This window comes from Mycobacterium gordonae, from assembly GCF_001417955.2.
Lineage (GTDB): Bacteria > Actinomycetota > Actinomycetes > Mycobacteriales > Mycobacteriaceae > Mycobacterium > Mycobacterium gordonae_B.
Map to the genome: position 1 here is coordinate 38,814 of NZ_LKTM01000293.1, position 12,174 is coordinate 50,987.

Genomic DNA, 12,174 nt, shown 5'->3' on the forward strand with positions numbered 1-12,174 from the left:
GATACGGTCCGGGAAGGTATTTGTGCAGGTTACCAGCGTCGGCCACGCCGGCTTTCTGATCCAGACCCGGGCGGGCAACGTCCTGTGCGACCCCTGGGTGAACCCCGCCTACTTCGGGTCGTGGTTCCCGTTCCCAGACAATAGCGGCCTGGACTGGGACGCCTTGGGCGACTGTGACTACCTGTACGTCTCGCACCTGCACAAGGACCACTTCGACGCCGCGCTGCTGGATGCCCACGTCAACAAGGACGCGGTCGTGCTGCTGCCCGACTTCCCGGTGCCGGATCTGCGGCACGAGTTCGAGAAGTTGGGATTCCACCGGTTCTTCGAGACGACGGACTCGGTGTCTCACCAGGTGTCCGGGCCCAAGGGCGACCTCGACATCATGATCATCGCGCTGCGGGCACCGGCTGACGGCCCGATCGGTGACTCGGCGCTGGTGGTCTCCGACGGTGAGACCACGGTATTCAACATGAACGACGCGCGTCCGGTCGACCTGGACGTGCTCGCCGCCGACTTCGGCCACATCGACGTCCACCTGCTGCAGTACTCGGGTGCGATCTGGTACCCGATGGTCTACGACATGCCGGCCCGCGCCAAGGAGGCGTTCGCCACCCAGAAGCGCCAGCGGGGCATGGACCGGGCGCGGCAGTACATCTCGCAGGTGGGCGCGACGTGGGTGGTGCCGTCGGCCGGCCCGCCGGCCTTCCTGGACCCGGCGCTGCGTCAGCTCAACGACGACCGCCACGACCCGGCCAACATCTTCCCCGATCAGATGGTGTTCCTGGACCAGATGCGCCGCCACGGCCACGACCGCGGCCTGTTGATGATGCCCGGGTCGGTCGCCGATTTCACCGGCCCGCAACTCAATTCGCTGCAGCACCCGCTGCCCACCGAAGAGGTGGAGGCGATTTTCATGACCGGCAAAGCCGACTACATCGCCGACTATGCAGCGCGGATGGCGCCGGTGCTGGCCGCCGAGAAAGCCGGCTGGGCGCCTGCCACCGGCGAACCGCTGCTGGAGCCGTTGCGGGCGTTGTTCGAGCCGATCATGTTGCAGAGCAACGAGATCTGTGACGGCATCGGGTATCCGGTGGAACTGGTGATCGGTCCGGAGACGGTGATCCTGGACTTTCCCAAACGGGCGGTGCGGGAGGCCATCCCGGACGAGAAGTTCCGCTACGGGTTCGAGATCGCGCCGGAGCTGGTGCGCACGGTGCTGCGCGACAACGAGCCGGACTGGGTCAACACCATCTTCCTGTCGACCCGGTTCCGGGCCTGGCGCGTCGGTGGCTACAACGAATACCTGTACACGTTCTTCAAGTGCCTGACCGATGAACGGATCGCCTACGCCGACGGCTGGTTCGCCGAGAGCCACGACGATTCGGCCTCGATCACGCTGGACGGCTGGGAGATTCAGCGGCGCTGCCCCCACCTGAAGGCCGATCTATCGAAATTCGGTGTGGTCGAAGGCAATACGCTGACGTGCAACCTGCATGGCTGGCAATGGCGACTGGAGGATGGACGCTGCCTGACTACCCGTGGCCACGAGTTGCGGAGCAGCCGGGCATGAGCACCGTCTCGGATTTGTGCTACGACGACGGCGCCGTCCAGCTGGACCAGATGGCGATCACGTTGCGCCGCTACCACTTTCCCTCCGGCACCGCGAAAGTCATCGGGCTGGACCAGATCCGCGGATACAAGGCCGAGCCGCTCGGCCTGCTCACCGTCCGGTTCAATGTCTGGGGCAGCCCGGACCTGCGCCGCTGGCTGCCGCTGGATCTCTACCGGCCGCTGAAGTCGACGTTGATCACCCTCGACATACCGGGCTCGCAGCCCGCCTTCACCCCGGCGCGTCCCGACGAGTTCCTCGCCTGCCTGGACGAACTGCTCGACAAGCGCGGCTGACCTTCGCCGAACGCGCGGCCAGCTTCACGCTCGTCGCCGAACGTGCGGCCAGCTTCACGCTCGGCGCGACGGCTGAACGGCTAGCGGTCTTCCAGCGCCGCGCGCCCGGCGTTGTAACCCGGGGTGAACGTGATTCCCGGGCCGCCGTGACATCCGGCGCTGCCCAGATACAGACCCTGCACCGGAATCGGCTGTCCGATATAGCCTTTGGGGCCCGGCCGATTCTGCCCGATCTGATCGGAGCTGAGCAGGCCGTGGCAGTAGTCACCGCCGGGGGCGCCGAACATCACGCCCATGTGCTTGGGCGTGAAGGTGGTGTGCCGGATGATGCTGCGCTCGAAATTCGGTGCCAGCCGGGTGATCTTGTCGATGACCCGTTGCCCCATCTCGACTTTGGCCTGACCGTAGTCGGCGCCCCCTTCGATGGGGAACCACAGCGCGAACGCTGATGCGGCGTGCTTGCCCTCGGGCGCGAGGTCCGGATCGTGCACCGACGGGATCTGCAGCACCAGCGTCGGGTCCGCCGGCACGATGCCGCGGCGGCAGTCCTCCCACTGCTGCTGGACTTCCTCCGGTGTGCAGAAGATGCCGATCGACGCCTGCATGGTCGGGTCGTTGAGCGCCTCGTAGGGAGCGCTGAACTGCGGCGCCTCCTCCAGCGCGAAGTGCATCTGCAGGTAGCTGCCGCGGTGGTCGATGCGGCCGTAGCGTTCCCGGATCTCGGCGGGCAACACCGACGGATCGATCAGGTCGTTGACCGTGACGTCGGGTGCCACGGAGGAGACGACGATCGGTGCGGTCAGGGTCTCCCCGCCCTCGGTGCGCACCCCGGCCACCTTGCCGTCAGCCACCAGGATCTCGGTGACCTTGGACCGCAACCGCACCTCACCGCCGTTGTCCTCCAGCACCTGAGCCAGATGTGCGGTCAGCGCGCCGATGCCGCCGCGCAGCTTCTTCATCTGGACGAAGTCGCCTTCGGGGATGCCGAGCCCGAACGCCAGCGCGGCGGCGCTACCGGGCGTGGACGGACCGCGGTAGAGGGTGTTGACGGCCAGCACCGTCATCGATCCCCGTATCGCGCCGTGCTTGTCGCGGTCCGGGAAGTAGCGGTCCAGCACGTCGGTGACCGAGCCGAACAGCATGTCGTCGATCGCGGAGCGCTCGAATTCGTTGGTGGCGCAGGCATACATCTCGTCGAAGGTCTTGGGCGGCGTCCCCGCCTCGAAGCGGCCCAGCGCTCGGGTGGGTGCCTGGGCCCACATCAGCAGACCGCCCATCCCGGCCACCGCATCGGCGCCGTGCACCTCGTTGAGGTGGGCGAACATCTTCATCGGGTCGCTGTACTGGACCAGCGGATCGTCGCCGACTCCGCGCAGCGCCACCGACATCACCTCGAGGTCCACCGTCGGCAGCGCGTCCAGGCCGAGTTCGCTGATGACCTCCGCCGAGGTGGGGAACTGCACCGAGCCGGCGATCTCGAAGTGGTAGCCGTCGAACAGTTCCACGGTGGAGGCCATGCCGCCCGCGTAGAGCTTGCCGTCCAGGCAGACGGTCCGCAGCCCCGCCCGTTGCAGCAGCACCGCCGCGGTCAACCCGTTGTGGCCCGCTCCGATGACGATCGCGTCGAACTCGTTCCCAGTTTCAGACATGCCGACCTCCTGAGTGGGAGGCTGGCACGCTCGCGAAGTTTTGTCAATTATGACGAAACTTGACCCGTTGCCCAGGTGGCCCAGCAATCGCTCAGTCCGGACCGCAGCGACTCCAGAGCCACGTGACTCATCCTCGCCAGCTCGCCGAGCGACCGGTCGGCACCCAGCATCCAGGCCTCCATCGCCCCGAAGATCGCCGCCGCGATACACCGGGCGATCACCGTGCTGCGCAATCTCGCATCACCCGTATGGCCATTGGTGCAGCCGCGACGGAGTAGCTGTTCCTGGATGGCGTCCGCCAGGTCGGCCTGGACGTCGCGGATATGCCGGACGATGCGGCCGGGATCCAGTTCGCCGCCGCGCAAGGTCGCGATCTTGGTGACGGCTTCGACGTCGTAGGGGAAGGCGAAGACCGCCGCCTGCACCGAGTCGATCACCGCCTCGTCGACGGGACGGGCGTCCAGCGCGGCCCGGAACCAGTTCAATCCGGTGTAGTCGGCGAACAACAGGTCGTGCTTGGAGCTGAAGTGGCGGTAGAAGGTCCGCAGCGAAACTCCGGCATCGGCAGCGATCTGCTCGGCCGACGTGTCCTCCACACCCTGGGCCAGGAATCGCACCACCGCCGCCTGACGCAGCGCCTCCCGCGTGCGTTCGCTGCGCGCCGTCTGAGCCGGCCTGACCATGGCAGTAAGGTACCGCAGCAACTCAAGAATTAGTTATGACAATATTGACAAAACTTCGCTTGCCGGACCAGACTGCGGCCATGGTGTCTCTCATCGCGCACGCCGTCCTCGGTATCGCCGTCGTCTTCTGGATTGTCTCCTCCAACCGGCAGGTCTATGCGCGGCCGGCCGTCGGGCCGGCGTTCTCACCGCTGGAAGTCGTGTACTACGTCGTCGGCATCGCGTCGATCGCGCTCGGCTGGTACTTCAACATCCGCTTCGTGCAGGAGTACGCCCACATGGGCGTACACAACCCACTCTGGGGTCCGGGTAGCTGGACGCAGTACATCCAGCTGATGTTCACCAACCCGGCCGCCGGCTCGGCCAGCCAGGACTACACGATCGCCAACGTGATCCTGTTGCCGCTGTTCTCCATCACCGACGGCTATCGGCGCGGTTTCAAGCGGCCGTGGCTGTTCTTCGTCAGCAGCCTGTTCACCAGCTTCGCGTTCGCGTTCGCGTTCTACTTCGCCACCATCGAGCGCCAGCACCGGCACGAACGGGCCGCCACCGTGAGGGCGCCGAAGGTTGCGGCCTGAGCGACCGGCTAGGTACAGCTAGGCGCTGACGCCGTCGCTGCGGTAATCGCTCTCGTGGTGCCAGGTCTGGTTGCCGCCGCGGCGTTTCGCGACGTACATCGCGGCGTCGGCCGCGCAGATCAGCTCGTCGAGTGAGGTGCGAGCGTCGAGTGCAAAGCCCGGCTGCCGATCGATCACGGCGGTGCCGACGCTGGCCGTGAGGTCGAACGGCAGCGCGGCGATGGCGTCGCACAGCCGCTGCGCCCGCAGACGGACCTCGTCGGGGTCGCAGACGTCGGCGATGACGAACTCCTCCCCACCCACCCGGGCCAGCAGTGCGGTGTCGTCGGTGCACTCCCGCAGCGCCCGCGCAACCGCCACCAGCGCGGCGTCGCCGGTGCTATGGCCGTGCCGATCGTTGAGCTGCTTGAAGCGATCGAGATCGATCACCGTCACCACCAGTTGATCCCGCAAGGCCGGGTCGCGCTGCAGATGCCGCGATGCGCGCCGGTGGAAGGCCCGACGGTTGAGCAACCCGGTGAGCTGGTCCCGCTCGGCCCGCATGGCGTCGACGCCGAGCATCTGGGCCACCGCCTGGATGCCGAACGGCACCGACAGGTTCAGCGTCAGGACCACGGTGTAGGCGCAGAGCGCGCTGACCACGCCCGATCCGACCGAGATGCGCATGGCCTGTACCGCTCCCGCCAGTGCGGCGATGGCGAGGTTGAAGAGCATCAGCGGCGGCCCGTGGAACACCGCGATGTATCCGGCCATCGTTGCCAGGATCGTGCACGCGAGGATGGCCACCAGGGGATCGCTCTGCGCCATCGCGGCCAGCCCGATGCTGGACGAGGAGAGCACCGAGAACCCCACGGCCTGCGCGCGGGTGGGCCAGCGCAGCGTCCACAGCAGCGCGCCCAGCGCGGCTCCGGCGGCCGCGGCGAGCGCACAGACCAGCTGCGCAGGCCCGCGAGGTCCGGTCTGACTCCAGATCGTCGCCAGGATGAGGACGGCCAGCGAGGCGCCGATCAGCGCGATCGTGGCGCGGGTCCGGCCTGCCATACCGCGGGACTGCAACAGTGACGCCAGGTGATCGAAGTGATCAGGCTGCCGCCACCACACGCCGAGCCTCCCCATCGCGCTCCCCCCACTGAAGGCTCCGGGGAGTCGCAGCGCCGCCGCCGGCCCGGTTCAGCAAATGACAGTCGGGACAGAATGCCCAAATTTGCCATTTGTTATTGCTCAGCCGGCCGGTTCCAGTAACTCGGTGCCCACGAACGGCGCCAACGCCGCCGGAACGCGCACGCTGCCGTCGGGCTGTTGGTGGTTCTCCAAGATCGACACCAGCCATCGCGTGGTGCCCAGCGTGCCGTTCAGCGTGGCTGCGGTCTGCGGCTTGCCGTTGGCGTCCCGGTAGCGCGTGGCCAGCCGGCGTGCCTGGAAGGTGGTGCAATTCGACGTCGAGGTCAGCTCGCGATACGTCGCCTGGGTCGGCACCCAGGCTTCGCAGTCGAACTTGCGCGCGGCCGACGAGCCGAGATCGCCCGCGGCCACATCGATCACCCGGTACGGCACCTCGATCAGCCCCAGCATTTCGCGCTGCCAGCCCAGCAGCCGCTGGTGTTCGGCCTCGGCCTCTTCCGGCCGGCTGTAGACGAAGCCCTCCACCTTGTCGAACTGGTGCACCCGGATGATCCCGCGGGTGTCCTTGCCGTAACTGCCCGCTTCGCGACGGAAGCACGACGACCAGCCGGCGTACCGCAGCGGCCCGCCCGCCAGGTCCAGGATTTCGCCCGAGTGATAGCCGGCGAGCGGCACCTCCGAAGTGCCGACCAGATACAGGTCGTCCGCCTCGAGCCGGTACACCTCGTCGGCGTGAGCGCCCAGGAAGCCGGTGCCCGCCATCACCTCGGGGCGCACCAGGACCGGCGGGATCATCGGGATGAAACCGTTCTCCACGGCCACCCGCAGCGCCAGTTGCAGCAGTCCCAACTGCAGGAGCGCACCGCGGCCGGTCAGAAAGTAGAACCGGGAACCCGACACCTTGGCGCCGCGCTGCATGTCGATCAAGCCCAGCGATTCGCCGAGCTCCAGGTGGTCCTTCGGGTCGGCAAGCGTCGGCGGCTCACCGACGATTTCCAGGACGGCGTAGTCGTCCTCTCCCCCGGCCGGGACCCCCTCGATGATGACGTTGGAGATCGCCATGTGCGCCGCGGTGAACGCCGCCTCGGCCGCGGCCTGGTCCGCCTCGGCGGCTTTGACCTGCTCGGCGAGGTCCTTGGCGCGCTGCAACAGCGCCGGGCGTTCCTCCGGGGAGGCCTTGCCCACGCTCTTGCTCGCGGTCTTCTGTTCGGCACGCAGCGAATCGGCGGCCGAGATCGCCGCGCGGCGCGCCGTGTCCGCGGTCAACAACGCGTCTACCAGGGCCGGGTCCTCACCGCGGCTGAGTTGCGAGCGTCGTACGGCATCGGGCTCCTCCCGGAGGAGCTTGAGGTCGATCACGGCCGCAAGACTACTTCCCGGGTCTCCGCCCGATCTCACATGCGCAACGATTTTCACGCCTCACAGTCGGTCCTGTCAGAATGGACCCGATGTTGGACGCGCCCGAGAAAGAACCGGCACCCGAGCCTGCCGCCGACGAAGCGGCAGAGTCGTCGGCTGCCGAGGAACCGCAGGCGGCCGACGCGTCCGAGCCGTCGCCGGAGGGTTTCCGCTGGCCGCGCTCTCTGCAGGCCTCCGCAACCAGGCGTGGCCTGCTGCTCACCGCTCTGGGTGGCCTGCTGATCGCCGGCCTGGTGACCGCGCTGCCCGCCGTGGGTACCGGCCCCGGACGGTTGGCCGGCTTCATCGACAGCAACCCGGTGCCCAGCACCGGAAGCAAGGGCAACGCCGCGTTCGCCCGCGCCACCAGCGGCGACTGCCTGAACTGGCCGGACGGCACGCCGGAGTCGGCCAGCATCGTGAACTGCGCCGACGACCACCGCTTCGAGGTCGCCGAGTCCGTCGACATGCGCACCTTCCCCGGCTCGGAGTACGGCCCCAGTGCCGCGCCCCCGTCACCGGCCCGCATCCAGCAGATCAACGCCGAGCAGTGCGATCCGGCCGTGCGCCGATATCTCGGCCCGAAGTTCGACCCCAACAGCAAGTTCACCGTCAGCATGCTGTGGTCGGGCGACCGGGCCTGGCGCCAGAACGGCGAGCGCCGCATGCTCTGCGGCCTGCAGTTGCCCGGCCCCAACAACGAACAGGTGGCCTTCAAGGGCAAGATCGCCGACATCGACCAGTCCAAAGTCTGGCCGGCGGGCACCTGCCTGGGCATCGATCCGACCACCAACCAGCCGGTCGACGTGCCGGTGGACTGCTCGGCCCCGCATGCCATGGAGGTCACCGGCACGGTCAACCTGGCCGAGAAGTTCCCCAACGCGCTGCCCCCGGAGGCCGAGCAGGACGGTTTCATCAAGGATGCCTGCACGAAGATGACGGACGCCTACCTCGCGCCCATCAAGCTGCGGACGACCACGCTGACCCTGATCTACCCCACGATCTCGCTGCCCAGTTGGTCGGCGGGCAGCCGCGAGGTCGCATGCAACATCGGCGCCACTCTGGGCAACGGGGGCTGGGCCACGCTGCTCAACAGCGCCAAGGGGCCGTTGCTGATCAACGGCCAGGCGCCGGTCCCCCCACCTGACATCCCGCAGGAGCGGCTCACGCTCCCGCAGATCCCGGTGCAGCTGCCCGCCCAGCAGCCGCAGCAGCAACAACCTCAGCAGCAGACGCCGGCGACCCCGCCCGGCGATCAGCACCTGCCCAACCAACAGCCGGTGGTGACGCCCCCGCGCGCACCGTCGTCCCCGGCGAGCCAGGCGCCTTCGGCAACCCAGCCGGCCCAGGCGCCGCCACCGGCTGACGGCGGTGCCCCGGCACCGGCGCAGGCGCCCGAAGGTGCACCGGCCAACGAGCCACCACCGGGTTAGCCCGTGGCCGTGCGGATGGACCCGCGGCGGTTCGACGAGTTGGTCTCCGACGCACTGGACCTGATCCCGATGGAACTGACGGCCGCCATGGACAACGTCGTGGTGCTGGTCGCCGACCGTCATGCCCACGAGGACGACCTGCTCGGGCTCTACGAAGGGGTGGCGCTGACCGAGCGCGACTCCGACTACGCCGGAGCACTGCCGGACACCATCACCATCTACCGAGACGCCCTGCTGGATGTCTGCGAGTCCGACACCGACGTGGTCGAGCAGGTCGCGATCACGGTGATCCACGAGATCGCGCATCACTTCGGCATCGACGACGACCGGCTCGACGAGCTGGGCTGGGCGTGATCGCCGGCTTTTACCGGGCCTGAACCAGGCGCGGCAACCCTGTTCTGTCGGCGCCCGGTGCTATGAACGGCTTATGAGCACAGGCTGCCGCGACTGCCGGGCAGGCTTAGATCACTGCCACGGCACTGTTATTCGTCACTGGCTGGGCAGGCCGGAATGCACCGACCCGGACTGCGTCGCCCCGGAGTTGTTCACCCACGAGTTCGTCGTCGACTGCGACGTGATCGGTTGCGCCTGCGCGGAATCGTCCGGCGAGGTGATCAGGTCAGCGCATGGGATCGGTGCTTGACGCGACTGGGTCTTTCCCGGCGTCCTTCGCCAGGTCCATGGGCCCGGGTTCCGGGTAGAACGGCGGCGTCAACGCACCCCAGCGCACACAACTCCACCGTCCGTCGGTGATCGGCGCCAGCGCCACCGATTCGGCGTTGTCCAAGGGGTTGTCCAGCACGAAGGCACCGTCCACTCCCGCCAGCACCGCCGCCGCAAGCCGGATCGCAGCGCCGTGGCTGACCACCACGATGTCGCCGTCGAAGCGATCGTCGTCCAGGTAGCGCATGCGCAGCTCGGTGAGCACGGGCACGTACCGCTCCAAGACGTCGTTGGCGGTCTCACCGCCGGGTAGCGCCACGTCCCTTTCGCCGAGATGCCACCGCTTGTAGATGGACTGAAACTCGGCGACCGCCTCGTCGTCGTTGCGGTTTTCCAGCTCACCGACCTGCACCTCGTGGATGCCGGCCACCTCCTGCGCCGCCAGATCGAGTTCCGTGGCGATGACGGCCGCCGTTTGCGACGCGCGGACGGCCACTGAGTGCGCCAGGATGGTCGGGCGACTGTGCCCGCCCCGGGCGAACGCCCGTGCCTGATCACGACCCAGCGGCGTCAGGGCCGCTCCGGGCGGCAGGGTGTCCAACCGGCGTTCGACGTTGCCGAAGGACTGCCCGTGCCGCACCAACACCAACCGGCCGCTCATCGCTGTATCTCCCCGTTTCGCAGCCCCGCCAGCCAGCTCGACGCCTCGTCCGCCGACGGCGGCAGTACCCCCGCAGCCTGGCCCGTCGGCCAGGAACCCAAGTAACGCACATCGGCACAACGTCGGTGCAGCGCCATGAGTGCCTGGGCGACGGCATCGTCGTCGACATGGCCGACGCAGTCCACGAAGAACATGTAGGTGCCCAGCCCGGTTCGGGTGGGCCGGGACTCGATGCGGGTCAGGTCGATGCCGCGCATGGCGAACTCGGTCAGCGCCTGCAGCAGCGCGCCGGGGACATTCTCGATCCGCAGCACCGCTGCCGTGCGATCGGCGCCGGTGCGCGCCGGCGGCGGGCCGGGGCGGCCGATCAGCACGAACCGGGTGCGTGCGTTGGATTCGTCGACCACACCCGCGGCGATCGCCTGCAGGCCGCGCTGGGCCGCGGCCAGCGGCGAGGTGACGGCGGCATCGACCAGTCCGTCGGCCACCTGTTGCGCGGCGTCGGCGTTGGAGTAGGCCGGCTTGAGTTCGGCGCCGGGCAGATTGGCGGTGAGCCAGCGGCGGACCTGCGCCGCAGCCACGCCGATGGCGGCCAGCGTGTGCACGTCTGCGGCGGTGCGGCCGGGCCGGACGACGATGTCGAACGCCACATCCAGGGTTGTCTCGGCGTAGATCTGCAGCGGTGAGCCGATGGCGAGGCTGTCCAGGGTGGGTGCCAGCGACCCGTCGATCGAGTTCTCGATCGGTGCGCAGGCGTAATCCGCACTTCCGTCGCGCACGGCATCCAGGGCCGCGGGCGTGCTGTCCACCGGCAACGGCTGCAGCGGCTGCGGGTCATGGTCGGGGACGAGCCCGTCGGCGGTCATCTTCAGCAGTGCAGCCTCGGTGAACGTCCCCTCCGGACCGAGGTAAGCGATGCGGGCCACGCCCACAACCCTAACGGCGCGGCCGCGTCACCCGCCCTTGCTCCGACCGCCGCGCTAAGTTATCTTAGGCTTACCTAACTAGCATGGAGGTACCGGTGCTCGCAGTCGCACATCCGACACCCACCACCGCAGAGCGCATACGCAGCGCCTGCTCACGCGCCGACGGCGCCCTGCTGGCGATCGAGGGCCGGGAGCCGGTGGCCACGCCCGTGCACCACCTGCTGTACGACGGCTCCTTCGCGGTGGCCGTCCCCCGCGCCGGCGCCGATGGTCTGGAGTGCGGGACTCAGAGTTTGCTGGAATTGACCGACTACGCGCCGCTTCCGGTGCGCGAACCCGTTCGTTCGCTGGTGTGGGTGCGCGGTCGGCTGCACCGGATTCCCCGTGGCGCGGTGGCCAAAATACTGGACCTGATCGCCACCGAGGACCCGGACCCGACGCTGCTCCAGGTGGACAGACCCAGTTCTACGCCGTCGGATGTCGATGAACCTCGCTACACCCTGTTGCGCCTCATCATCGACTCCGTGGTGGTGACCGACGCGACCGGCGCCGAGCCGGTTTCGGTCCGCGACCTGCTCGCCGCTCGGCCCGACCCGTTCTGCGAAATTGAGTCGACGTTGCTGTGGCACCTCGCCACCGCGCACGACGACGTGATCGCCCGGCTGGTGTCCCGGCTGCCCACGCCGCTGCGCCGCGGTCACGTACGCCCCCTCGGGCTGGACCGCTACGGCGTGCGCTTCCGCGTAGAGGGCAACGACGGCGACCGCGACATCCGGCTGCCGTTCCACAAGCCGGTCGATGACATGAACGGCCTGCGCCAGGCCATCCGCGTTCTGATGGGATGTCCGTTCGTCAATGGACTGCGCGCACGCCGATAAAGCGCCGCCGGCGACGTAAGTTAGCCGGGTGAACGGCGATCGACCACCCGAACCGCCCCGATTGCGCCGGCCGAGCCAGCCCCCGCCGGGGCAGGCGGTCCCGCCGGAACCGTCTCAGGTCATTCGCCGGGTCGCACCGCCACCACGCGGATCACGCACACCACAACGAGCCGCCGCCCAACCGCCGCCCCGCCCCACACCAACGCCACGGGTTGAGCCACACCGCCGGGCTGCCGGCCCGGTGCAGCAGCGCCGACATGAACTGCCGTTGATTG

General features: G+C 68.4%; 12 protein-coding genes and 1 pseudogene. 7 read left to right on the forward strand and 6 right to left on the reverse strand.

The genetic code is table 11. From position 1 onward, the window contains the following. The first annotated feature begins 22 nt into the window (after nucleotides 1-22). Nucleotides 23-1,573: an MBL fold metallo-hydrolase gene (locus AO501_RS19710; RefSeq protein WP_055579304.1), complete on the forward strand. Its 1,551-nt coding sequence runs from the start codon at nucleotides 23-25 to the stop codon at nucleotides 1,571-1,573. Beyond that, entirely contained in the window at nucleotides 1,570-1,908 is a 339-nt protein-coding gene (locus AO501_RS19715; protein WP_055579305.1) for a hypothetical protein, read from the forward strand. The genes AO501_RS19710 and AO501_RS19715 overlap by 4 nt, the downstream gene beginning before the upstream one ends. 80 nt (nucleotides 1,909-1,988) lie before the next feature. Here the strand turns inward: AO501_RS19715 and AO501_RS19720 are convergent, their stop codons facing one another. Beyond that, a complete protein-coding gene (locus AO501_RS19720) occupies nucleotides 1,989-3,557 on the reverse strand; it encodes a phytoene desaturase family protein (RefSeq protein WP_055579306.1) in 1,569 nt (522 codons plus the stop codon). 47 nt (nucleotides 3,558-3,604) lie between these two features. Continuing rightward, complete coding sequence (locus AO501_RS19725; RefSeq protein ID WP_055579307.1) at nucleotides 3,605-4,240, reverse strand: TetR/AcrR family transcriptional regulator; 636 nt, start codon at nucleotides 4,238-4,240, stop codon at nucleotides 3,605-3,607. An 80-nt stretch (nucleotides 4,241-4,320) separates the two neighbouring features. Between AO501_RS19725 and AO501_RS19730 the strand changes: the two genes are divergently transcribed. After that, complete coding sequence (locus AO501_RS19730; protein WP_055579308.1) at nucleotides 4,321-4,818, forward strand: DUF2834 domain-containing protein; 498 nt, start codon at nucleotides 4,321-4,323, stop codon at nucleotides 4,816-4,818. Between the two features lie 18 nt (nucleotides 4,819-4,836). On the opposite strand, the gene AO501_RS19735 is transcribed toward AO501_RS19730, so the two are convergent. After that, the gene (locus AO501_RS19735; RefSeq protein ID WP_063892896.1) at nucleotides 4,837-5,934 is read right to left on the reverse strand and encodes a sensor domain-containing diguanylate cyclase; all 1,098 of its coding nucleotides are present in this window, start codon (nucleotides 5,932-5,934) and stop codon (nucleotides 4,837-4,839) included. A gap of 105 nt (nucleotides 5,935-6,039) precedes the next feature. Further along, nucleotides 6,040-7,299, reverse strand: a complete 1,260-nt coding sequence (gene serS / locus AO501_RS19740; protein WP_055579310.1) for a serine--tRNA ligase — start codon at nucleotides 7,297-7,299, stop codon at nucleotides 6,040-6,042. A gap of 89 nt (nucleotides 7,300-7,388) precedes the next feature. Here serS and AO501_RS19745 point away from each other — a divergent pair, with 89 nt between their 5' ends. The 3 genes and pseudogenes from AO501_RS19745 (at nucleotide 7,389) to AO501_RS39525 (ending at nucleotide 9,414) form a co-directional block, all read left to right on the forward strand. Beyond that, the gene (locus AO501_RS19745; protein ID WP_156452689.1) at nucleotides 7,389-8,771 is read left to right on the forward strand and encodes a septum formation family protein; all 1,383 of its coding nucleotides are present in this window, start codon (nucleotides 7,389-7,391) and stop codon (nucleotides 8,769-8,771) included. 3 nt (nucleotides 8,772-8,774) lie between these two features. Beyond that, nucleotides 8,775-9,202, forward strand: a pseudogene (locus AO501_RS19750) (metallopeptidase family protein). Then, a complete protein-coding gene (locus AO501_RS39525; RefSeq protein WP_082658733.1) occupies nucleotides 9,199-9,414 on the forward strand; it encodes a hypothetical protein in 216 nt (71 codons plus the stop codon). Before AO501_RS19750 ends, AO501_RS39525 begins: the two are co-directional and overlap by 4 nt. Here the strand turns inward: AO501_RS39525 and AO501_RS19755 are convergent. Next, on the reverse strand, nucleotides 9,391-10,095 hold the full coding sequence (locus AO501_RS19755; protein ID WP_055579313.1) for a histidine phosphatase family protein: 705 nt from the start codon (nucleotides 10,093-10,095) through the stop codon (nucleotides 9,391-9,393). The two genes, AO501_RS39525 and AO501_RS19755, sit on opposite strands and share 24 nt — an antisense overlap. Then, nucleotides 10,092-11,021, reverse strand: coding sequence for a prephenate dehydratase (pheA, locus tag AO501_RS19760; RefSeq protein ID WP_055579317.1), 930 nt, complete (start codon nucleotides 11,019-11,021; stop codon nucleotides 10,092-10,094). Before pheA ends, AO501_RS19755 begins: the two co-directional genes overlap by 4 nt. An 83-nt stretch (nucleotides 11,022-11,104) precedes the next feature. Between pheA and AO501_RS19765 the strand changes: the two genes are divergently transcribed. After that, the gene (locus AO501_RS19765) at nucleotides 11,105-11,899 is read left to right on the forward strand and encodes a DUF2470 domain-containing protein (RefSeq protein ID WP_055579314.1); all 795 of its coding nucleotides are present in this window, start codon (nucleotides 11,105-11,107) and stop codon (nucleotides 11,897-11,899) included. Nucleotides 11,900-12,174: the final 275 nt, after the last annotated feature.

Coding starts and splice junctions, on each gene's coding strand:
- AO501_RS19735 (WP_063892896.1), bottom strand. CDS start 5,934: ATGGGGAGGCTCGGCGTGTGGTGGCGGCAGCCTGATCACTTCGATCAC.
- AO501_RS19765 (WP_055579314.1), top strand. CDS start 11,105: ATGGAGGTACCGGTGCTCGCAGTCGCACATCCGACACCCACCACCGCA.
- AO501_RS39525 (WP_082658733.1), top strand. CDS start 9,199: ATGAGCACAGGCTGCCGCGACTGCCGGGCAGGCTTAGATCACTGCCAC.
- AO501_RS19745 (WP_156452689.1), top strand. CDS start 7,389: ATGTTGGACGCGCCCGAGAAAGAACCGGCACCCGAGCCTGCCGCCGAC.
- AO501_RS19730 (WP_055579308.1), top strand. CDS start 4,321: ATGGTGTCTCTCATCGCGCACGCCGTCCTCGGTATCGCCGTCGTCTTC.
- AO501_RS19715 (WP_055579305.1), top strand. CDS start 1,570: ATGAGCACCGTCTCGGATTTGTGCTACGACGACGGCGCCGTCCAGCTG.
- AO501_RS19755 (WP_055579313.1), bottom strand. CDS start 10,095: ATGAGCGGCCGGTTGGTGTTGGTGCGGCACGGGCAGTCCTTCGGCAAC.
- AO501_RS19725 (WP_055579307.1), bottom strand. CDS start 4,240: ATGGTCAGGCCGGCTCAGACGGCGCGCAGCGAACGCACGCGGGAGGCG.
- AO501_RS19720 (WP_055579306.1), bottom strand. CDS start 3,557: ATGTCTGAAACTGGGAACGAGTTCGACGCGATCGTCATCGGAGCGGGC.